Consider the following 19,760-nt stretch of genomic DNA (forward strand, 5'->3'; position numbering starts at 1 on the left):
GTCATCAGAACTGCCACGGCAGTCGCGGCCCGCGCCAGAATTTCCAGCGAAGGCTGCGATCAACCTCAACCGCCAGCCCGGCTTCCGGCAAAGAGAACGCCAGACTGTCGATCCGCCCTGCTTTCAGACTCTCCAGCAGCGGCGAAAACCAGGTGGCTTCCAGCTTTTGCCAGGCATCACGCCAGCCTTGCGGATCATTGGCGACCAGTTCCGCGCCCAGCGCAGTAAACACAATCATGGCGTCTTGCGTCGGCAAGTCTTCAACACGGCCCGGCAAGGGCTCTGCCTGCGCCCGCGCGGCGCCAGACAAGGCCTGCACCAGCGGGTCATTCGCCACAATGCGCGCGGCGGGCAACACCGGCGCGTGGCTCAGCGGCCATTGCCCGCCGCCCCAGAACCACACCGAGCTGATCGCCGGCTCACCGCGTGCTTCGCGCGCGTCGTTGACCAGATGCGTATAGAACAACATCTGGATTTCATTAAGGGCACGATGCCAAAGCAACGCATCCGGGCCCTTGGGCAAGAATGGGTCGATATTGCGGCCATTGACCGTATCCACCGGCGTACACACCAGTTGCGGGTCTTGCGGCACGCGCAGATACCAGCGCTGCGGGGTGGCGGCGACAAAATGGTAGCCATCTTCACCGAACAACTGGTTCAGGCTGTGCACCAGCGCATCGGCATCGGCCTGGGTAATCGGAAAACTATGGCCATCCTGCAAAGACAACTGATCCCGCCCGACATGCAAATGCACCGGGTCTGCCCGCAGCCAGTATCCAGGCTCGGCATCAGGCAGATCGACGCCCATGCTGAGTGGTGCCACCGGCAGGCCCGGCACTTCAAAGCGTTCTGCCAGCCAGTCGTGCCAGGACTGGGCGCGGGCAGGCATGGGCCGACCACGGCCCAGCATTTGCCCCAGCGCGGGCAGTTTCAGGTCGTTGACAAGGTGAGATTGCAGTTCGGCATCCGGCCAGATGCCGTGAGGAATGACAAGGTGATAGCGCATGGCGGCGATTCTAGCACGCCATGCGCTGCGCTCTGCCGGCGATCAAGGGCGCTGGTCAGTGGAGGGCTTCTCCCACAGATTGATGCCGCTTTCCACAGCGTAGCGGTCAATCTCGGCCAGTTCTTCGGCAGAGAAATTCAACTTGCCCAGGGCGGCGACGTTTTCCCTGATTTGTTCTGGCGTGCTGGCACCAATCAGCGCCGTGGTAACCCGTTTGTCGCGCAGCACCCACGCCAGCGCCATTTGCGCCAGGCTCTGGCCACGCCGTTTGGCGATCTCGTTGAGCGAACGCACGCGGGCAATATTCTCATCATTCAGGTGCGATTTTTGCAGCGAACCACCACCCGGATTGTTGACGCGCGCATGCTCCGGAATGCCATTGAGGTATTTGTCGGTCAGCAACCCCTGGGCCAGCGGCGTAAAGGCAATGCAACCGGCACCTTCATCTGCAATGGCATCCAGCAAACCATGCTCAACCCAGCGATTAAGCATGTTGTACGACGGCTGATGAATCAGCAGCGGGATTTTCCACTCACGCAAGAGCGCCGCCATTTCACGTGTTTTGTTGGGCGAGTATGACGAGATCCCCACATACAGCGCCTTGCCCTGCTGTACCGCTGTGGCCAGTGCGCCGGCGGTTTCTTCCAGCGGCGTATCCGGGTCAAAGCGGTGCGAGTAGAAAATATCAACGTAATCGAGCCCCAGCCGCTTCAGACTCTGATCCAGGCTGGCCAGCACATACTTGCGCGAGCCGCCACCCTGCCCGTACGGGCCAGGCCACATATCCCAGCCGGCCTTGCTGGAAATAACCAGTTCATCCCGGTAAGGCTTGAAGTCCTGGCGGAACAACTCGCCGAAATTACTTTCTGCGCTGCCATACGGCGGGCCGTAATTGTTGGCCAGATCAAAATGGGTAATGCCCAGATCAAACGCAGTACGCAGCAAGGCGCGCTGGTTTTCCAATGGCGTGGTGCCGCCAAAGTTGTGCCACAGCCCCAGCGACAACGCCGGCAGTTTGAGGCCGCTTTTGCCGCACGTGCGGTACACCATCTGATCGTAACGGGCTTCTGATGCAAGGTAAGACATGAGATCACTCCACAGACTGGCAGACAGGAACAATGAGCAGGTTGACCCACAACCTGCCATCCGGTTTCCTTGTATTCAAGACTGTGCTGGCCAGTGCGCAAGCCCGGCACAACATCCGGCCTGAGGCCGCACCAGGTTTGGTGATCTCGTCACGCAAACAAAAAAAGACCGCGCCGGGCGGTCTTTTTTACTGGGCAATGCATGGATGCATCAGGTTTTGGGCAGCGTAACGCCCACCTGGCCTTGATACTTGCCGCCACGATCGCGATAGCTGGTTTCACAGATATCGTCTTCGTCCGCCTCAAGGAATAGCACCTGGGCCACGCCTTCGTTGGCATAAATCTTGGCCGGCAGCGGCGTGGTGTTGGAGAACTCCAGCGTCACGTAGCCTTCCCATTCCGGCTCGAACGGGGTCACGTTCACGATGATGCCGCAGCGGGCGTAGGTTGATTTGCCCAGGCACACCGTCAGCACATTGCGCGGAATGCGGAAGTACTCCACCGTGCGGGCCAGCGCAAACGAGTTCGGCGGGATGATGCAATAGCCCTTGCCGGAGACGTCAACAAAGCTGTTTTCGTCAAAATTCTTCGGATCGACAATGGTGGAATTCAGGTTGGTGAACACCTTGAATTCATCGGCGCAGCGAATGTCGTAGCCATAGCTGGAGGTGCCATACGACACAATGCGCTCGCCATTCACCATTTTCACCTGACCCGGCACATAGGGCTCGATCATCTGGTGTTCTTCGGCCATGCGGCGGATCCATCTATCGGACTTGATACTCATCGTTGTCACACCATCTACACAAAATGGGGGTTATTGTAACTGCACCTGACTGGCGCGTGTGGGTCACGTGCTTGCGCGCTGGCAAACGCGGCTTGTTTTGAGGTACTGCCCGGCCACGGCAGCACCTGCGGCATTTTTGCAAAACACTTTCTTCTTACTTGCCGCTTGTGATTGCATTGACCAGAATGAAATCAGAGGGGCAAGCATCCCGAAAAACAACGGAGAATACAGATGCTCAATGAATCCTGCCCGTCTTTTGAGTTGCCCATGACGGGTGGTGCGACTTTCAACCCGGCCTCGCTCAAGGGCGAAGCCTTTGTCCTGTACTTCTACCCCAAGGACAGCACGCCTGGCTGCACGGTAGAAGGCTCCGATTTTCGCGACAAGAACGCGGCCTTTGCTGCCGCCGGCGCGCGTGTCTTTGGCATCAGCCGCGACAGCATCAAATCCCACGAAAATTTCAAAGCAAAAATGTCGTTTCCGTTCGAGTTGATCTCTGACCCGGATGAAACGGCGTGCGCTGCCTTTGGTGTCATGAAAATGAAGAACATGTACGGCAAACAGGTGCGCGGCGTGGAACGCAGCACTTTCGTCATCGACAAGGAGGGCAAGGTGGTCCACGAGTGGCGCGGGGTGAAAGTACCCGGCCACGTTGAAGAAGTGCTCAGCGTCGTGCAGGGCCTTAAATAAAAGGGGAAAACGGTCTGCGCGCAGGCCGTTTTTTGTTGGTGTCGCTCATGCGTATTGATCCGCCCGTCTACAAGGAGAGCCCGATGGCCACCCGCAAAACGAAGAAAAGCCAGGAAACGAAGCTGTTCGTGCTGGATACCAACGTGATGATGCACGATCCCACGTCGATCTTCCGGTTTGAGGAACACGATCTCTTTCTGCCGATGATGACGCTGGAAGAACTGGACGGAAACAAGAAAGGCATGACGGAAGTTGCCCGCAACGCCCGTCAGACCAGCCGGTTTATCGAAGAATTGATCGCCGGCCGCGAAGAAGACCTGCACGCCGGGGTCTCGCTGGAAGACGCCAGCAAGGGGCAGGCATCGGGCCGTTTGTTCCTGCAGACCGAAGCCATCACCAGCGTGCTGCCCTCGCAACTGCCCATGGGCAAGGCTGACAACCAGATCCTGGGCGTAGTGCACCATCTGCAGCAGATGCAGCCCAAGCGGCAGGTCATCCTGGTTTCCAAAGACATCAACATGCGCATCAAGGCGCGTGCACTGGGTCTGGCGGCGGAAGACTACTTCAACGACAAAGTGCTGGAAGATACCGATCTTCTGTACACCGGCATGCGTGAGATCGACCAGACGTTCTGGGAGAAAAACGGCAAGGATCTGGAGAGCTGGCAAGAAGGCGGCCGCAGCTACTGGCGCCTGAAAGGCCCGGAAGTCATCGACCTCTACCCCAATCAGTTGTTGTTCCAGCAAGGCGACCGCCCCATGGCCGCGCGCGTGGTGGAACTGGAAGGCAAATCCGCCAAGATCGAGAGCCTGAAGGATTACTCGCACCAGAAAAACGCCATCTGGGGCGTGACCGCGCGCAACCGCGAGCAGAACTTTGCGCTCAACATGCTGATGAACCCGGATGTGGATTTTGTCTCGCTACTGGGTCAGGCCGGCACCGGTAAAACCTTGCTGACGCTGGCAGCGGGCCTTGTGCAGACACTGGAATCCAAGATTTATTCCGAAATCATCATGACCCGCGTGACCGTGCCGGTGGGCGAAGACATCGGCTTCTTGCCGGGCACCGAAGAAGAAAAGATGCAGCCGTGGATGGGCGCGCTGGAAGACAACCTGGACGTCCTCAACCAGACCGACGCCGAAGCAGGCGACTGGGGCCGCGCCGCCACGCGTGACCTGATCCGCAGCCGTATCAAGGTGAAGTCACTTAACTTCATGCGCGGGCGCACTTTCCTGAACAAGTTCCTGATCATTGATGAGGCGCAAAACCTCACGCCCAAGCAGATGAAAACGCTGATCACCCGCGCCGGCCCTGGCACCAAAGTGGTGTGTCTGGGCAATATCAGCCAGATTGATACGCCCTACCTGACCGAGGGTTCATCCGGCCTGACTTATGTGGTGGACCGCTTCAAATCCTGGACCCACTCCGGCCACATCACCTTGCAGCGGGGCGAGCGTTCAAGACTGGCGGATTACGCCGCAGAAACGCTCTGAGCACCAGGTGCTACATGCAACGCAAAGCGGGCTTCGGCCCGCTTTTTTTATTGCCCGTAAAGTGATCGGCCCCTGCCAAGTGGTCTTTACCTGCGACTGATATGCCCCTGCAGCCAGCCGTTTTACCGGTGTCATCCATGACCAATCATGGTGCAAGTGACTGCCTGACTACATGAATCCACAATTGAATTCGTTTTCAAACCTGTTTTCACAGCATCTTTTCAGCTCCGTGACAGCTTTGCTGTCATCCCGTATGGAGCTGACAGACGGTCAAGTGGTATCAGCCGCTATCCCAATAAATGCGTAAATTTATTTGATAAGGCAAGCATTACGGGGGCTAGCTAAGCAACATACCGACGTGTACGCTGTGCGCTGTCCGGTCGTCAGTACACCCCCGGGGAGGGACTGGTGCACACCAGTAGCCGGTTGCGCGACTGTTACAACTACAAGATGGAGGATCAATGCCAACGATCAAGATTCATCGTCAGGGCGCGCTGGGCCGTCAGCCGCGCATGTTGTTAGATGGACACCCGCTGGGCCACACGGCGCCCGGCCACTGCCTTACCGCTTCACTGCCCCCGGGCCGCCACGTACTGCAGGCCCAGCTTGACTGGGGCAAAACCCCGCCACTGGTGTTTGACACCGACGCTGAAGAAATGCACTTCACCGTCAAAAGCGCCATGCACGGCTGGCGATTCCTGTTTGCCCCGTTCTATCTGTTTGCGCCGTATAACGCACTGGTCGTGGAAAAGCAGCAACGTCAGCCGGCGCACCACTGATCCGGCCCGCCACTGCGGTTTGACGACCACGAATTCCTGAAAGAAAAGGCCCGCTTGTGCGGGCCTTTTTTTATGGCTGACAGGGTTGCGCTTGCGCTTTGCGGCTCAGTCCGCGGTTTTTTCGTAGATCGCAAAGTACTTCTTCACCGGCTCGAGCACCTCAAACCGGCCCTTGAAACCTGCGGGGATCACCAGCGCCTCACCCGGGCCGACTTCGGCAAACTCGCCCGCCTCGTCATACACGCGCGCACGGCCTTCGATAATGCTGAAGAACTCTTCTTCAGCCGGGCCGAACTCGATACGCCAGCTCCCGACTTCCGACGCCCAGATTCCGCTCGAAAAGCCATTGGCTGCATGTTCATAGTGCAGCCAGGTAGTGCGCTGCGGGTTGCCTGAGACCAGCCGTTCCGGGCGCGGGTAATCGGTGACGGGTTGCGGCTGGTGGGCAGAAAAGGCGATCACTTTCACGGTTATTCCTTATCAATCATCAACTTGGGCAATCCGCCCAGAGCGCGGCTGCCGATTGGTATTAACGAAATCCCTGACAGTACTTTCAGCAATGTTGTCAGCACGGGGCACAGATCATGCTTTTTATGCCCTGACAAAACTTGCTTCGTCGTTGGCCCGCCCATTTGAAACGCAACACGGCAGGCTGACCAGATGAAAACAGGTTTCGTTGTTTTCATGCCGTATCCACTGAAAAACATTGTCTGGAGAGTCATATGCTGACCAAGTTGTTTCAACGCGCATTGTTCATCGCCATTACCTGCAGCGCCACGGCCACCTGGGCCGCCGACAAACTGCCGCACGTGGTCATTCTGGCCACCGGTGGCACCATTGCCGGCACGGGCGCCACCAGCACCACCACCGTGGGTTATACCGCAGCCAAAGTAGGCGTCGAAAAACTGATCGAGGCCGTCCCGGAGCTCAAACAGGTAGCCAATGTCTCGGGCGAACAGGTTTTCCAGATTGCCAGTGAAAACATGACCAACGAGAACTGGCTGACCCTGGCCAAACGCGTCAACACCTTGCTCAAGCAAAGCGACGTGGACGGTATCGTGATCACGCACGGCACCGACACCATCGAAGAAACGGCTTATTTTCTCAATTTGACGGTGAAAAGCAAAAAACCGGTGGTGATTGTGGGTTCCATGCGCCCTTCCACCGCCATTAGTGCCGATGGCCCGATCAACCTGTATAACGCCGTCGCGGTGGCGGGCAGCCCGGACTCGGTCAACCGCGGCGTGCTGGTGGCCATGAACGACGAAATCCTTGGCGCACGTGATGTCACCAAGACCAACACCATGCTCGCCAACACCTTCCGCTCGCCGGAACTGGGCGATCTGGGGTACATCGTCAGTGGCAAGCCGCAGTACTACCGCGCTACCACCAAAAAGCACACCGCTGATACCGAGTTTGATATCTCGAAACTGGAGCACCTGCCGGCCGTCGATATCGCCTATGGTTCGGCCAACGCCAATACCCTGGCCATCGACGCCTTTGTGGCCGCCGGTGATGTCGGCATTGTCTACGCTGGCACGGGCGACGGTAGCCTGGCCACCCCGGTACGCGCCCGCCTGACAGAACTGCGCCAGAAAGGCATCTTCATCCTGCGCTCATCGCGCGTGGGTAATGGCCCGACGCTGCGCAACGGCGAGAACGATGACGACAAGACCGACTTTGTGGTCTCCGATACGCTCAACCCGCAGAAAGCACGCATTCTGTTGATGCTGGCGCTGACCAAAACCAAAGACACCAAAGAAATCCAGCGCATGTTCTATACGTACTAAGGCACGGCCGGGGAAGTCTGGTGGAAACCTGCACCAGCTTGCCCCGGTTAGCCTGCCTTGCTGCATGAATAAAAAAACCCTGGCCTTCGCGGATGCGGCCAGGGTTTTTTCAGAGTTTGCGATGCTGGGCCAGCGTGCCGGCGCGCACCTCACCCGTTACTCCAGATCACCACTCCAGCCTTCCGGCTTGACCAGCGCATTGTCAAAGCGCGAATACTTGCCGATAAACACCAGCGGCACCTTGCCGGTCGGGCCGTTACGGTGCTTGCCGACGATGCACTCGGCCAGGCCTTTGAACGGCGAATCCGGGTTGTAGTACTCGTCGCGGTACATGAACATGATGATGTCCGCATCCTGTTCAATCGCGCCCGATTCACGCAAGTCAGACATCATCGGACGTTTATCTGTACGCTGCTCCACCGAACGCGACAGCTGTGAGAGCGCAATCAGCGGGCATTTCAGCTCTTTGGCCAGACCCTTGAGCGAACGGGAGATTTCACCCAGTTCGGTCGCCCGGTTCTGGTCCTTGGCCCCTGCCCGACCCGACATCAGCTGCAAATAGTCGATCACGATCAGACCCAGCTGGCCGTGTTGACGCGCCAGACGGCGGCAGCGCGTGCGGATATCCAGCGCGCTGAGCGCACCGGTTTCTTCAATGAAGATCGGCGCCTCAGAGAGCTTGTTAATGGCGTAGGTCAGCTTGGTCCAGTCTTCATCTTCAAACCGGCCGGTTTTGAGTTTGTGCAGGTCAATCTTGCCGATCGAACCCACCATCCGCATGCCCAGCTGCGCCGCGCCCATTTCCATGGAAAAAATCGCGACCGGTTTTTTCAGTTCGGTCCCCACGTGTTCGGCAATGTTCACCGAAAACGCAGTCTTGCCCATGGAGGGTCGCCCAGCCACGATCACAAGGTCGCCCGGCTGCAGACCGGAAGTCATCTTGTCCAGATCGACAAAGCCCGAGGCCACGCCGGTAATTTCCGACGGGTTATCCTGGCGGTACAGGTAATCAATCTTTTCGACGATTTCTTTCAGAATCGGCGGCATGGCAATAAAGCCCTGCTGCCCTTTGGCCGATTGCTCGGCAATCTGGAACACCTTGGATTCGGCTTCATCCAGCAGTTCTGTCGCCTCACGCCCGTTGGGGCTATAGGCTGCGTCGGCGATTTCGTTGGCGACGCTGGCCAGCTGGCGCATGACGGACTTCTCACGCACGATCTCGCCATAGCGGCGAATATTGGCCGCCGAGGGCGTGTTCTGCGCCAGCGCGCCCAGATAAGCCAGGCCGCCGACGTAAGTCAGTTCGTTGTTGTTATCCAGCGATTCAGCGACAGTAATCACGTCAGCCGGCCGGTTGTGTTCAATCAAGCGGACGATATGCTGGAAAATACGGCGGTGATCGTCGCGGTAAAAGTCCTGCTCGCCCAGAATGTCGGCAATACGGTCAAACGAAGGGTTGTCCAGCAACAAGCCGCCCAGCACCGATTGCTCCGCTTCAATGGAATGCGGGGGCAGGCGCAGGCTGTCAGGTTGCGTGTCAGGGACGGGGGCGGTAGGATGCTCGGTCATTTTGTAATTAAATCAAATCGCCGTTCTTCTGGTTTACTGTTGTCACACCCGTTCAGCATAAATGCAACCGGGGCTGGCAAAGCAACGCGTGAAGGCGATGCTGACGCGCTGTTGCGTCAATTCCTGTAGAAAAGCCTGTTAGTTTACGCCAGACATGCAGCGCATACGAAAATCCCTGCTGGTTCCACACAGCGCCGAACGCATGTTCAACCTTGTGGACCGGGTAGAAGACTACCCGAAATTCCTGCCGTGGTGCGGCGGAATCGAGGTGCACGAGCGCACCGACGACGTGCTGGACGTGACGGTTCATATCGAATTCCTCAAGGTTAAAACCTTTTTTCGCACGCGTGATGAACGCGTGCCGCATACGCGCATCGACATGCAGTTTGCCGACGGCCCGTTCAAGGCGCTGCACGGTGAGTGGACATTTACTGCGCTGGATGAAGACGCCTGCAAGATCGAATTTGCGCTGGATTACGAGTTTTCCAACCGCATGATCGAGGCTGTGATCGGCCCGGTGTTCTCGCGGATTACCAATACGTTTGTCGATGCGTTCATTACCCGCGCCGACAAACTTTACGACTGAAAAGGCGGCCAGCATGAGCCATGACATCGTTGTTGAAGTGGTCTACGCCACGCGTGACAAACAAAAGCTGCTGAGCGTGAAAGTGCCGGAAGGCACCACCGCAGAAGAAGCCGTGCGCCGCTCCGGCATCCTGGCCGAGTTCCCGGAGATTGATCTGGCCGTCAACAAACTGGGCATCTTCGCCAAGGCCGTCAAGCCGGACACCGTACTGCGCCAGAAAGATCGCGTTGAAATCTATCGCCCGCTGATTGCGGACCCCAAAGAAGTGCGCCGCCAGCGCGCCGCTGAAGGCAAGGTCATGAAAAAAGGCGGCGGCCCAGCCGAAGAATAAGCTGCCGGCCAGCCGTCACGCCCATACTGCCGCCAGACAAGGCGCCGGTTTACCACCGGCGCACCGGCCCGGATGATGCCCTCTGTGCTGCCGGGCCGGCATCACGCTGGCCACAGGCCGACGGCTTGGTGCCATGGTCGCCCGCCGGCCTGGCACAAGCCCTGATCCGGCGCGGTTTGTCTATCGCCGGCACCTGAATCTGCAGCCGATACAGTGTGATTGTGTTCCTCCACAACGAACAGACATCCAGTCATACTCGCCCGACCGAATCTCTTATAAGCCCACTCCAAATACGGGAAATCAACCGCATGCGTAAAATCGTTATTCCGGCGCTGATCAGCGCCCTTTTGCTTTCTGCTTGTGCCAATGACCTGGGCGACAAGCGCAGCATGAACAATACGGAAACCGGCGCCCTGATTGGCGCGGTTGGCGGCGCAGCCATTGGTGCGGCAGTCGACAAAAACCATCGTGGTCGCGGCGCGTTGATCGGCGCGGTGGGTGGCGGCCTTGCCGGTGGCGCCATCGGCGCTTACATGGACAAGCAAGCCAAAGACCTGCAAAAGCAACTGGCCCCGGAAATCCAGGCCGGCAACATCAGCCTGCAACGCCTGAGCGACAGCCAGATCAAGGTCACCATGACCTCGACCACCGGCTTTGATACCGGCTCGGCCGCCCTCAAGGCCGGCTTTACACCGACACTGGACAAGATCGGCCATGTTCTCAACCAGTACGGCAAGACGACGGTTGGCGTGATCGGCTACACCGACAACGTCGGCAAGGCAGACTTCAACCAGGGCCTGTCGCAACGCCGCGCCCAGTCGGTCAGCGACTACATGACTGCGCACCAGGTCAACCCGGTTCGCCTGCAAGTGGAAGGTCGCGGCATGAACGAACCGCGCGCATCCAACGCCACCGAGGCCGGCCGCGCACTGAACCGTCGCGTGGAATTGCTGATTACTGCGGTACAAAGCTGATCAGCCATACCGGTGCACCAACAAAAACAGGCGCTCGGGGCGCCTGTTTTTGTTTGAGCCTGTTGCACAGAACAGGTGGGCAAACCAACCTTATTGCTCTTCGCAATACTTCTTGATGTTGGCCTGGGTCTGTTTGATTTCTGCCTGCTTCTTGTCTGTATCCATCATTTCAACTTCGCCTTTTTCATTGATAGTGCGCAGGCGAACTGCATCGTTTTGCAGGAACTCAAGCCGCTTGTGGGCGTTGCTGCAAGCAGTCACATCCAGCGTGCTGGCCTTGGTCGGCGCAGAGGCCGCGTTGGCAACGGTAGAAGCAGCCCCGCTGGCGGCCTTCTGGGCAGGAATACTGGTCAGATTGGTCGTCTTGACGTTCACGACCTGGGCTTTCGCTGTCGGCGGTGGTGGCGTATCCGAGTACTGCGTATTGCCGTTCGCATCCTTCCACTTGTAGATCTGGGCCTGTGCCAGTGCAGCGCATCCGCACAACACGGCCAACGCCAACAGATTTCGCATATCTTCGCTCCTGCCTCTATACAGTTGTTGCCAGCGACAATGTCACCAGCATGGAATCACTACATTATCAAAATCTAACTCTCTTGCTGACACGAGGCAAGCGTGGGGGGATACCGTACAGACCTCTTTGCAACGCCTCCGTAGAATTCGCGAAAGAGTTGATTGCAAGGACGCAAGTATAGTGGGCAAGCGTCACCAGCGGCATAACGCTTGCGATGGACGCCCGCTTTCCTCCGCCGTCCGTATTTTGGCTTCCCTCTATGGGCAGGAGACCTCATGAGTACCCATCACCCCGAATTTCGCAGTCGCCAGTTTTTGCTGGACCATATCCGTCACACCATGTCGTTTTACGATCCGCGCTCGGTCGATGAGAACGGCGGGTTCTACCACTTCTACAAAGACGACGGCACGATTTACGATAAATCGACCCGTCACCTCGTCTCCTCTACCCGTTTTGTCTTCAATAACGCCATGGCCTGGCTGCAATTCCAGCAGCCCGAATACAAAGACCGCGTCCAGCACGGCATCGACTTCATCCGCAATGTCCACCGCAACCCGCAGACCGGCGGCTACGCCTGGGAATTGCAGGACGGCCAGGTCAAAGACGGCCGCAACATGTGCTATGGCCTTGCCTTTGTAATGCTGGCTTATGCCTGCGGCGTGCGCTGCGGCGTCGCCAATGCAGCCCAATGGCTGGGTGAAACCTACGACCTGATGGAGCAGCACTTCTGGCTGCCCGAACACGGCATGTACGCCAGCGAAGCCAGCGCCGACTGGAAACTCGATGACTATCGTGGCCAGAACGACAACATGCACGGCTGCGAGGCCATGCTGGCCGCCTATGAAGCCACCGGCGAACAACGCTATCTGGAACGCGCCAAAACGCTGGCCAAGAACTTCACCATCGTGCAGGCCGGCCGCACCGGTGGCCAGGTCTGGGAGCACTTTCGCACCGACTGGACGCCTGATCTGGAATACAACAAGGGCGACCGCACCAACATCTTCCGCCCGTGGGGTTTTCAGACCGGTCACCAGACCGAATGGGCCAAACTGCTGCTGATCCTGGATCGCCACGCCCCGGCCGAATGGCATCTGGACCGCGCCCGCGAGCTGTTTGATCGCGCCATGGAACATGGCTGGGATCACCAGAATGGCGGTCTGGTTTATGGCTACGACCTTGAAGGCAAGCTGTACGACGGCGACAAGTATTTCTGGGTCCAGGCAGAATCCTTCGCCGCCGCCGCCTTGCTGGCCGAGCGCACCCGTGACGCCAGATACTGGGAGTGGTACGAGCGCATTTGGGCGTACAGCTGGGAATTCTTTGTCGACCACAAATACGGCGCCTGGTACCGCATCCTGACGCCGGAAAACGGCAAGGTAGACGACGAGAAGTCCCCCGCCGGCAAGACCGACTATCACACCATGGGCGCGTGCTACGAAGCGCTGAATGTGATCAAGTAAGGTCAGCCGCGTTCAAACAACAAGGCCCGCTCATGGCGGGCCTTGTCACGCGTGGGTTACTGGCCCGCGCTCTGCCACTCCACCACTACCTTGTCGATCTCTGCCAGCAGCGCATCCCGGCGGGCGTTATCAAGCCAGCTGGCTTCAATGCTGTTGCGTGCCAGTTTGATGACTTCGTCTGCGGTCAAATCCAGCGCGTCGATGCAGGCGATAAAGTTGTCGTTCACGTAGCCGCCAAAATAGGCCGGGTCATCTGAATTGATGGTGACTTTGATATCGCGTGCCAGCATCTTGCGCAGGCCGTGCGCGGTCATATCGTCGTAGACCTTGAGTTTGACGTTGGAGAGCGGGCATACAGTGAGCGGGATCTGCTCGTTAGCCAGGCGCGTCATCAGTGCGTCGCTTTCCAGTGCGCGCACGCCGTGGTCAATGCGTTTGACGCGCAGGATATCCAGCGCTTCTTCGATGTACTCGGGCGGGCCCTCTTCACCGGCATGCGCCACCACCGGCAAGCCCAGTTCGCGGCATTCGGCAAAGACGCGGGCAAATTTGGACGGCGGGTGGCCCATTTCGCTGGAGTCGAGCCCGATACCGTCAATGCGATGCAGGTACGGCCGGGCTTCGTCCAGCGTGGCCAGGGCGTCGGCTTCGGACAAATGCCGCAAGAACGACATGATCACCCGGAAACTGATACCCCACTCGCGCTCGGCCTCCAGCAAGGCGCGGCGGATACCACCCAGCACGTCTTCAAAGGCCACGCCGCGTTCAGTGTGGGTTTGCGGATCAAAGAAGATTTCCACATGGCGCAGGTTGTCCGCGTGGGCGTGCTCCAGATAGGCGCGGGTCAGATCGTAGAAATCGGCCTCGGTACGCAAGACGTTGGCACCGGCGTAGTACAAATCCAGAAACGACTGCAGGTCAGAAAAGTTGTACGCGGCGCGCAGGGCTTCCACGTCCGGCCAGGGCAAGGTGACGCCGTGGCGCTGGGCCAGGCGAAATGCCAGTTCAGGCTCAAGCGTACCTTCGATATGCAGGTGCAATTCTGCCTTGGGCAGCAAACAGGCCAGAGTGGCGACGGGATTCATGACAGGTACTCCACGCCGGTCAGTGCCGGCGATTGTTGCAAGGTGAGTGAGACAAAACCAATGATAGCCCTTGCCGCAAAAGAAAAGGCCCGCGCGCTGGCGGGCCGGGGTAGCGGCAAGACTGCGTCAGACGGCCACCGCGCCTTTCAGCGCCGGGTGCGGGTCGTAGCCTTCCAGGGTGAAATCCGCGTATTCAAAGTCAAAGATACTGCGGCGATCCGGGTTGATCTTCATGACTGGCCGTGAGCGGGGCTCGCGGCTGAGCTGGGTTTTAACCTGCTCCATGTGGTTCAGATAGATATGGCAATCGCCGCCGGTCCAGACGAACTCGCCCGGTTCCAGGTTGCACACTTGCGCCACCATCATCAAGAGCAATGCGTAGGAGGCGATATTGAACGGCACGCCCAGGAACAGGTCGGCAGAGCGTTGATACAACTGGCAGGAGAGCTTGCCGTTGACCACGTAGAACTGGAAGAACGCGTGGCATGGCGGCAGCGCCATGTTCTCGATCTCACCCACATTCCAGGCCGAAACAATCAGCCGGCGCGAATCCGGGTTGTTCTTGATCTGCTGGATCACCTGGCTGATCTGGTCGATATGGCGACCATCGGCCGTTGGCCAGCTACGCCACTGGTAGCCGTAAACCGGGCCCAGATCACCATTTTCGCGGGCCCATTCGTCCCAGATGGTGACGCCGTTTTCCTGCAGCCAGCTCACGTTGGTGTCGCCGCGCAGGAACCACAGAAGTTCGTAAATGATCGACTTCAGATGCGTTTTCTTGGTGGTGACCAGCGGAAAACCTTCCGCCAGATCAAACCGCATTTGCGCGCCGAAATAACTGATGGTGCCGGTGCCGGTGCGGTCTTCCTTGCGCGTTCCGTGGTCGAGCACATGTTGCAGCAAATCAAGGTACTGGCGCATGAAAGAAGAACTCCGCGAACAAACACTTTTTAAAGAGCGGCATTTTACCCGCTGGGGCCTCAACCGGCTACCGGAAGGTTTACGAGAAAAGTCGCGCCATTACCCAGCTGGCTGTGGCAATGCACCGTGCCGTGCATGCTTTCGACAAGGCGCTTGACGATCGACAAGCCCAGGCCGGTGGCATGCTCGCCGCCAGTCGGAACAGCCGAGAGCCGGCTGAATTTCAAGAAGAGCTTGTCCATTTCATGTAAGGCGATGCCGGGGCCCTGATCCGCCACGCGAATCTCCACCGCTTTGCCCCGCACCAGCGCGGTCAGCGTGATAGCGCTGTGCGATGGCGAGTATTTGGAGGCATTGGACAACAGATTATCGAGCACCTGCCATAACGCCTGACGGTCTGCCCGGACCGATATCCCGCTGGGCAGCCACGAGGCGTGCTGGAATTTGTCTTGCAGCCGCGCGTCCCAGCTTTGCAGCAGCTCTGCCATCAATGGGTCCAGCTCTACGGTTTCCAGATGCGCGCGGAACTGGCCGGATTCAAGCGCGTGAATATCCAGCAGGTTGCTGACGATCTGCTGCAACCGCCCTGCCAGCTGCTGCATGCCCAACAAGCGCGTGCGCACGCGCTCTGCCGGCCATTCGTGCAGCTTTTCCGCCACCAGGCCTGCCATGCCGCCAATGCTGGCGACCGGGTTTTTCAGGTCATGCGCGGCAATGGCCAGCAGTTCGTTCTTTTCGTCATTCAGGTGCGTCAGTTGCTGGTTGGCGCTGTGCAGGTCGGCATTGGTCTGCGCCAGTTCGGCTGTACGCTCGGCCACCAGTTCTTCCAGATGATGGCGGTGATTGGCCACTTTTTGCGCCATGGCATCAAAGTTGCGTGCCAGCTCGCCCAGTTCGTCATCGCGATGGATATCCAGCTGGTCAGAGGCTTGTCCGTGTGCCAGCGTCTGGATGGCGGATTTAAGCCGCGACAGTGGTCTGGCGACATCCATCTTCAGTACCCACGCCAGCAGGCCCAGTTCTACCAGCAGCGCAATCAGCCCCAGCAGCAAGACCATGCTGGCGGCGACCGCGGCTTTTTCCTGCAGCAGGCGTTTGGGGTACACCACCACAAACATCCAGTCCGCGCCAGAGATGCCAGAGACGCCCAGCCAGGATTTGCCGTCAGGCGATTCCACAAAGGGTTGTGAGGGCGTGGCCTTGAGGGCGGCGTAATACAAGTCACGCAGCAGCGGGTCGTTGGCCGTGCGCAAATCGTATTCACCATGCGCCTGGTGGATTTGCGTCATGCGATCGGCATGAGCGATCAGCTGGCCGCCACGCGTCACGATAAAGTTGTAGGTACCCGGAATGCTGACGCTGTTGGTGCGCTGGATCAGTTGATCGAGCAACACATCCTGGCCAGAGCCGCCAATATAGCGGCCCAGATAGTCGATCGGCGTCACCACCGAGACCATCCATTCCATGGCCTGTTTGTCGAAATAAATACCGGTCCAGAAGGTTTTGCGCTCCGGATTACGCTCCGGCGTAGCGCCCAGTTCGGTTTCCAGATCGACCGCAAAGTCCGCCACCGAGCCATTGCGCGCGTAGTTCAGGTCCGGCAGGAACATCACGCTGCCGTCAGAGACGTTCAGATCAACAAAGGTGTCGTAATAGCGGTTGCGGTTGGCCTGGCCAAACTGGCCGCACAGCTCGTACGCCAGCAACGCCTGCCGCATGAATTCATCGGTAAGATTCACCCGCGGCAAGATGGCGACGGTGGCTTTGTACTCGAAGTCATCCAGCTCTGGCCGCACGCGCCACATGCCGTCACGGTCTTGCTTGAACAAGCGGTGGAACTCGGGACCAGGATCGCTGCTTTGCATTTGCGCATAGCGGCGGACAAACTCGTTGCGCAAGAGTTTGGTGTTGGTTTCGGCCTGCAAAAACAGATTGGATTCAATCTGGCTGCGCGCCTCGATGTACTTGCCCAGATTGGCCAGCGCTTCGGTCTGATAGCGCGTGTAGCTGTAGTAATAACCCAGCGCGGAGAGGATCAGCGAGGCCAGCGCAATACGGCAGGCCATATTGCGCAGGACGCGGCGGAACAGGCTGGCTTTGGCGGGCGCGGTCAGTTCTTGTTCTGTCATGCTGGCAGCATACAGACGCCGCCAGCTTGCTGCAAAAACAGTGAAATCAGGCGGCCGGCTCTGTCTCTACCGCGACATACATCACTTCCAGCACTTCCAGTTCTTCAATACCGGCCGGTGTGCGCAGCAACACCACGTCGCCCTCACGCGCCTTGAGCAGCGCGCGGGCAACGGGCGAAGTCCAGCTGATATGGTTGCGTGGCGGGTTGGTTTCATCCACGCCGACGATGCTCACGGTTTCTTCGCGGCCATCTTCACGCGCGTAGGTCACGGTGGCGCCGAAAAACACCTGGTCTGTGGCTTCACGGGTTTCGGGGTCTACCACTTCGGCGTTTTCAAGGCGTTTGGTCAGAAAGCGGATACGGCTGTCGATCTGGCGCAGCCGCCGTTTGCCGTACAGATAATCACCGTTTTCAGAGCGATCACCATTACTGGCGGCCCAGTTCACCACCTGGGTGAGCTCCGGGCGCTCTTTGTTCACCAGGTGATGCAACTCTTCGCGCAGCTTTTTCCAGCCGCCGGGCGTGATGTAGTTCTTGCTGCCCGCCGGCACTTGCAGTTCTGGCGGCAGATCGCCGTCGTCATCGCTCTCTTTGGTAAACGCCTTGTTCATGATGTACTTCCATCAGACCGGGCCGGTCTTTCTCAGTAATCTTTGGTCTGGCCGTTGATGCGCAGATCGGCCCACTTCATGGCGGCCAGCACTTCGGTTTCGTTCAGTTCATAGAACTGGCCGCGCTTCAGGCGGGCCGGCAGGTGGAACATGCCGTAGCGCACCCGCATCAGGCGGCTGACGGTGAGTTCGTAATGCTCGAACATCCGGCGCACTTCACGGTTACGCCCTTCGCGCAGCACCACGCGATACCAGTGGTTAACGCCCTCGCCGCCCGAATCTGAAATATGGTCAAAGTGGGCTTTGCCGTCATCCAGTTCGATGCCGCGGGTCATTTCGTTCATTTGCTCGCCGGTCAGCTCGCCCAGAATCCGCGCGGCGTATTCACGCTCAACCGCAAAACTGGGGTGCATCATGCGGTTGGCCAGATCGCCCGACGTGGTAAACAGCAGCAAGCCGCTGGTGTTGAAGTCCAGGCGACCAATGGCCACCCACTTGCTGGAGGCCAGCTTGGGCAGGCGGTCGAACACGGTGACACGGCCTTGCGGGTCATCCCGCGTGACCAGTTCACCTTCTTGTTTGTGGTACATCACAATACGCGGCAGACGATCGGCCCAGCGCAGGTTCACGCGCTTGCCATCCACACGTACGTCGTCGCCCTGCTTGACCTTGGCGCCCAGCTCGGCAATCTTGCCGTTCACCGAAACGCGGCCTTGCTCAACCCACGTTTCCGCTTCGCGGCGCGAGCCCCAGCCGCTGAACGCCAGTGCTTTTTGCAGACGCTCTTCACCCACCTGGTCAGAAGTCAGGCGCTTGGCACGCAATTGCTTCTGGGTTTCGACCTGCTTGGCAGAGCCGTGCCGCACCAGCATTTTCTTGGCGCGGGTCACACTCACTTTGGCCGTGCGTGGCTTGCTGGCGGGGGTTTCTGCGCCTGGCGCAGCGGCACCAGCCGCACCGGTCGGGCGGGTATTGGCCGGGCGGGCCGTAGTGGCTGCACGCGGGCCAGAGCGCGGCGCAGCCTTGGGGGCAGTACCACGCGCGCCGGTTTCTTCACGCGGGCCGCTGTGCCAGTTATCGGACGTATCTTTGGTGCGCGTACGGCGAACGCCGGCGGCAGCCTTCTGGTTCTGTCCGGTTTTTTGCTCTCTGATGGCAGGTTGCGGCCGACGGGCGCGGGTGGTTTTCATGCGATCTTTCCCCAATTCAATCCACGATTATAACTTAGAGCCGACAACAACACCCGGCCAGTGCTTGCGGATATCAACCAGACGCGCTGCGCGGCCGGCCACAAAAACAAAGACCGCCAGTTGGCGGTCTTGTTGCGGTGCTGTTTGAAGCCTCAGTCAGCAGAGAAAAAAGCAATGCTGCCCAGACTGGTCAGGCCCAGATTGAAGTGCTGACCCTCGGTGGTTTGTCCGGTACCGCGCAACTCGGCGCGACGCAGGATCTCGTGCAGCACTTCGACTTCCTTGAACCACTTCATCAAACGCGTATCGGCGTTGATGAAAGCTTCAATTTTTTCCTTACCAAAGTGGTCACCAAAAACAGCGACCTTGCCATCCTCGGCACTACGTAACTGGACGGCTGGCGGCACGGTAATATCAATTTCTTTGAGATGCTGACCCAGGTCGTCACCGAAACGTCTTAATTCGCTGGCGGCTTTGGAGCGGATGTCATTGAGCTTGATACCGTCGTCCGTCCCGGTCAGCCCAAGAAACCGTACAACCCCCGAATCCAGCGGATCCGGGCCATCTGCCGGGGCATTCACCGGCTCACTTGCAATGTTCACAATCAACTCCTCAAGGCTTTTTTATTGGTATGCGTAAAGGGTTTGGTTGAGCTCTGTTGCGTCACCAGACCAGAATCGTAGCAAACGACCCTGCAAACGATAGGGGAAATAGACGGACGGTCCAATGGGGCGTGTACCTTATCACACCACCTTACA

At 58.6% G+C, this 19,760-nt stretch carries 21 protein-coding genes; 8 read left to right on the forward strand and 13 right to left on the reverse strand.

The window, feature by feature from the left end:
* Positions 1–4: 4 nt before the first annotated feature.
* From IEX57_RS04690 to dcd, 3 genes are all read right to left on the reverse strand, one after another.
* Positions 5–1,006: a hypothetical protein gene (locus tag IEX57_RS04690; RefSeq protein WP_188702818.1), complete on the reverse strand. Its 1,002-nt coding sequence runs from the start codon at positions 1,004–1,006 to the stop codon at positions 5–7.
* 42 nt (positions 1,007–1,048) lie between these two features.
* A complete protein-coding gene (gene mgrA, locus IEX57_RS04695; protein ID WP_188702820.1) occupies positions 1,049–2,092 on the reverse strand; it encodes an L-glyceraldehyde 3-phosphate reductase in 1,044 nt (347 codons plus the stop codon).
* Positions 2,093–2,302: 210 nt separating this feature from the next.
* Positions 2,303–2,878 (reverse strand): dCTP deaminase, encoded by a 576-nt coding sequence (gene dcd, locus IEX57_RS04700; RefSeq protein ID WP_188702822.1) that lies wholly within the window; start codon positions 2,876–2,878, stop codon positions 2,303–2,305.
* A 231-nt stretch (positions 2,879–3,109) separates the two neighbouring features.
* Between dcd and IEX57_RS04705 the strand changes: the two genes are divergently transcribed.
* The 3 genes from IEX57_RS04705 (at position 3,110) to IEX57_RS04715 (ending at position 5,840) form a co-directional block, all read left to right on the forward strand.
* Positions 3,110–3,568: a peroxiredoxin gene (locus tag IEX57_RS04705; RefSeq protein ID WP_188702824.1), complete on the forward strand. Its 459-nt coding sequence runs from the start codon at positions 3,110–3,112 to the stop codon at positions 3,566–3,568.
* A gap of 83 nt (positions 3,569–3,651) precedes the next feature.
* Positions 3,652–5,061 carry a PhoH family protein gene (locus IEX57_RS04710; RefSeq protein ID WP_188702826.1) on the forward strand — a complete coding sequence of 470 codons (1,410 nt, stop codon included), beginning with the start codon at positions 3,652–3,654 and terminating at the stop codon, positions 5,059–5,061.
* 461 nt (positions 5,062–5,522) lie between these two features.
* Positions 5,523–5,840, forward strand: coding sequence for a hypothetical protein (locus IEX57_RS04715; protein ID WP_188687607.1), 318 nt, complete (start codon positions 5,523–5,525; stop codon positions 5,838–5,840).
* A 105-nt stretch (positions 5,841–5,945) separates the two neighbouring features.
* Here the strand turns inward: IEX57_RS04715 and IEX57_RS04720 are convergent, their stop codons facing one another.
* Positions 5,946–6,308, reverse strand: coding sequence for a cupin domain-containing protein (locus IEX57_RS04720; protein ID WP_188702828.1), 363 nt, complete (start codon positions 6,306–6,308; stop codon positions 5,946–5,948).
* 2 nt (positions 6,309–6,310) lie between these two features.
* Positions 6,311–6,526 carry a hypothetical protein gene (locus IEX57_RS04725; RefSeq protein WP_188702831.1) on the reverse strand — a complete coding sequence of 72 codons (216 nt, stop codon included), beginning with the start codon at positions 6,524–6,526 and terminating at the stop codon, positions 6,311–6,313.
* A gap of 36 nt (positions 6,527–6,562) precedes the next feature.
* Here IEX57_RS04725 and IEX57_RS04730 point away from each other — a divergent pair, with 36 nt between their 5' ends.
* The gene (locus IEX57_RS04730) at positions 6,563–7,630 is read left to right on the forward strand and encodes a type II asparaginase (RefSeq protein WP_188702833.1); all 1,068 of its coding nucleotides are present in this window, start codon (positions 6,563–6,565) and stop codon (positions 7,628–7,630) included.
* 156 nt (positions 7,631–7,786) lie between these two features.
* Here the strand turns inward: IEX57_RS04730 and dnaB are convergent, their stop codons facing one another.
* The gene (gene dnaB / locus IEX57_RS04735) at positions 7,787–9,199 is read right to left on the reverse strand and encodes a replicative DNA helicase (protein WP_188702835.1); all 1,413 of its coding nucleotides are present in this window, start codon (positions 9,197–9,199) and stop codon (positions 7,787–7,789) included.
* Between the two features lie 154 nt (positions 9,200–9,353).
* Between dnaB and IEX57_RS04740 the strand changes: the two genes are divergently transcribed.
* The 3 genes from IEX57_RS04740 (at position 9,354) to IEX57_RS04750 (ending at position 11,090) form a co-directional block, all read left to right on the forward strand.
* Entirely contained in the window at positions 9,354–9,785 is a 432-nt protein-coding gene (locus IEX57_RS04740) for a type II toxin-antitoxin system RatA family toxin (RefSeq protein WP_188702837.1), read from the forward strand.
* Between the two features lie 13 nt (positions 9,786–9,798).
* On the forward strand, positions 9,799–10,116 hold the full coding sequence (locus IEX57_RS04745; protein WP_188702839.1) for an RnfH family protein: 318 nt from the start codon (positions 9,799–9,801) through the stop codon (positions 10,114–10,116).
* A 308-nt stretch (positions 10,117–10,424) separates the two neighbouring features.
* Complete coding sequence (locus tag IEX57_RS04750; protein WP_188702841.1) at positions 10,425–11,090, forward strand: YiaD family glycine zipper/OmpA-like lipoprotein; 666 nt, start codon at positions 10,425–10,427, stop codon at positions 11,088–11,090.
* A gap of 90 nt (positions 11,091–11,180) precedes the next feature.
* Here IEX57_RS04750 and IEX57_RS04755 read toward each other — a convergent pair whose 3' ends face one another.
* Positions 11,181–11,603 (reverse strand): DUF4124 domain-containing protein, encoded by a 423-nt coding sequence (locus tag IEX57_RS04755; protein ID WP_188702843.1) that lies wholly within the window; start codon positions 11,601–11,603, stop codon positions 11,181–11,183.
* Between the two features lie 276 nt (positions 11,604–11,879).
* On the opposite strand from IEX57_RS04755, the gene IEX57_RS04760 reads away from it, so the two are divergent.
* Complete coding sequence (locus IEX57_RS04760) at positions 11,880–13,064, forward strand: AGE family epimerase/isomerase (RefSeq protein ID WP_188702845.1); 1,185 nt, start codon at positions 11,880–11,882, stop codon at positions 13,062–13,064.
* A gap of 56 nt (positions 13,065–13,120) precedes the next feature.
* Here the strand turns inward: IEX57_RS04760 and IEX57_RS04765 are convergent, their stop codons facing one another.
* The 6 genes from IEX57_RS04765 to IEX57_RS04790 all read right to left on the reverse strand — a co-directional run bounded on the left by IEX57_RS04765 (position 13,121) and on the right by IEX57_RS04790 (position 19,604).
* The gene (locus IEX57_RS04765) at positions 13,121–14,149 is read right to left on the reverse strand and encodes an adenosine deaminase (protein WP_188702847.1); all 1,029 of its coding nucleotides are present in this window, start codon (positions 14,147–14,149) and stop codon (positions 13,121–13,123) included.
* A gap of 126 nt (positions 14,150–14,275) precedes the next feature.
* Complete coding sequence (locus IEX57_RS04770) at positions 14,276–15,070, reverse strand: thymidylate synthase (protein ID WP_188702848.1); 795 nt, start codon at positions 15,068–15,070, stop codon at positions 14,276–14,278.
* A gap of 59 nt (positions 15,071–15,129) precedes the next feature.
* Positions 15,130–17,199: an ATP-binding response regulator gene (locus IEX57_RS04775; protein ID WP_188702850.1), complete on the reverse strand. Its 2,070-nt coding sequence runs from the start codon at positions 17,197–17,199 to the stop codon at positions 15,130–15,132.
* Positions 17,200–17,245: 46 nt separating this feature from the next.
* On the reverse strand, positions 17,246–17,812 hold the full coding sequence (greB, locus tag IEX57_RS04780; RefSeq protein WP_188702852.1) for a transcription elongation factor GreB: 567 nt from the start codon (positions 17,810–17,812) through the stop codon (positions 17,246–17,248).
* A 32-nt stretch (positions 17,813–17,844) separates the two neighbouring features.
* Positions 17,845–19,002 carry a 23S rRNA pseudouridine(2605) synthase RluB gene (gene rluB, locus IEX57_RS04785; RefSeq protein WP_188702855.1) on the reverse strand — a complete coding sequence of 386 codons (1,158 nt, stop codon included), beginning with the start codon at positions 19,000–19,002 and terminating at the stop codon, positions 17,845–17,847.
* 152 nt (positions 19,003–19,154) lie between these two features.
* Positions 19,155–19,604 carry a hypothetical protein gene (locus IEX57_RS04790; protein WP_188702857.1) on the reverse strand — a complete coding sequence of 150 codons (450 nt, stop codon included), beginning with the start codon at positions 19,602–19,604 and terminating at the stop codon, positions 19,155–19,157.
* Positions 19,605–19,760 lie beyond the last annotated feature (156 nt).

The sequence above is a fragment of the Silvimonas iriomotensis genome (assembly GCF_014645535.1).
Classification (GTDB): Bacteria; Pseudomonadota; Gammaproteobacteria; order Burkholderiales; family Chitinibacteraceae; genus Silvimonas; species Silvimonas iriomotensis.

What these genes read in the sequence shown, in the direction of transcription:
- IEX57_RS04690 (WP_188702818.1), bottom strand. Translation starts at nt 1,006, where the DNA reads ATGCGCTATCACCTTGTCATTCCTCACGGCATCTGGCCGGATGCCGAA.
- mgrA (WP_188702820.1), bottom strand. Translation starts at nt 2,092, where the DNA reads ATGTCTTACCTTGCATCAGAAGCCCGTTACGATCAGATGGTGTACCGC.
- dcd (WP_188702822.1), bottom strand. Translation starts at nt 2,878, where the DNA reads ATGAGTATCAAGTCCGATAGATGGATCCGCCGCATGGCCGAAGAACAC.
- IEX57_RS04705 (WP_188702824.1), top strand. Translation starts at nt 3,110, where the DNA reads ATGCTCAATGAATCCTGCCCGTCTTTTGAGTTGCCCATGACGGGTGGT.
- IEX57_RS04710 (WP_188702826.1), top strand. Translation starts at nt 3,652, where the DNA reads ATGGCCACCCGCAAAACGAAGAAAAGCCAGGAAACGAAGCTGTTCGTG.
- IEX57_RS04715 (WP_188687607.1), top strand. Translation starts at nt 5,523, where the DNA reads ATGCCAACGATCAAGATTCATCGTCAGGGCGCGCTGGGCCGTCAGCCG.
- IEX57_RS04725 (WP_188702831.1), bottom strand. Translation starts at nt 6,526, where the DNA reads ATGAAAACAACGAAACCTGTTTTCATCTGGTCAGCCTGCCGTGTTGCG.
- IEX57_RS04730 (WP_188702833.1), top strand. Translation starts at nt 6,563, where the DNA reads ATGCTGACCAAGTTGTTTCAACGCGCATTGTTCATCGCCATTACCTGC.
- dnaB (WP_188702835.1), bottom strand. Translation starts at nt 9,199, where the DNA reads ATGACCGAGCATCCTACCGCCCCCGTCCCTGACACGCAACCTGACAGC.
- IEX57_RS04740 (WP_188702837.1), top strand. Translation starts at nt 9,354, where the DNA reads ATGCAGCGCATACGAAAATCCCTGCTGGTTCCACACAGCGCCGAACGC.
- IEX57_RS04745 (WP_188702839.1), top strand. Translation starts at nt 9,799, where the DNA reads ATGAGCCATGACATCGTTGTTGAAGTGGTCTACGCCACGCGTGACAAA.
- IEX57_RS04750 (WP_188702841.1), top strand. Translation starts at nt 10,425, where the DNA reads ATGCGTAAAATCGTTATTCCGGCGCTGATCAGCGCCCTTTTGCTTTCT.
- IEX57_RS04755 (WP_188702843.1), bottom strand. Translation starts at nt 11,603, where the DNA reads ATGCGAAATCTGTTGGCGTTGGCCGTGTTGTGCGGATGCGCTGCACTG.
- IEX57_RS04760 (WP_188702845.1), top strand. Translation starts at nt 11,880, where the DNA reads ATGAGTACCCATCACCCCGAATTTCGCAGTCGCCAGTTTTTGCTGGAC.
- IEX57_RS04765 (WP_188702847.1), bottom strand. Translation starts at nt 14,149, where the DNA reads ATGAATCCCGTCGCCACTCTGGCCTGTTTGCTGCCCAAGGCAGAATTG.
- IEX57_RS04770 (WP_188702848.1), bottom strand. Translation starts at nt 15,070, where the DNA reads ATGCGCCAGTACCTTGATTTGCTGCAACATGTGCTCGACCACGGAACG.
- IEX57_RS04775 (WP_188702850.1), bottom strand. Translation starts at nt 17,199, where the DNA reads ATGACAGAACAAGAACTGACCGCGCCCGCCAAAGCCAGCCTGTTCCGC.
- greB (WP_188702852.1), bottom strand. Translation starts at nt 17,812, where the DNA reads ATGAACAAGGCGTTTACCAAAGAGAGCGATGACGACGGCGATCTGCCG.
- rluB (WP_188702855.1), bottom strand. Translation starts at nt 19,002, where the DNA reads ATGAAAACCACCCGCGCCCGTCGGCCGCAACCTGCCATCAGAGAGCAA.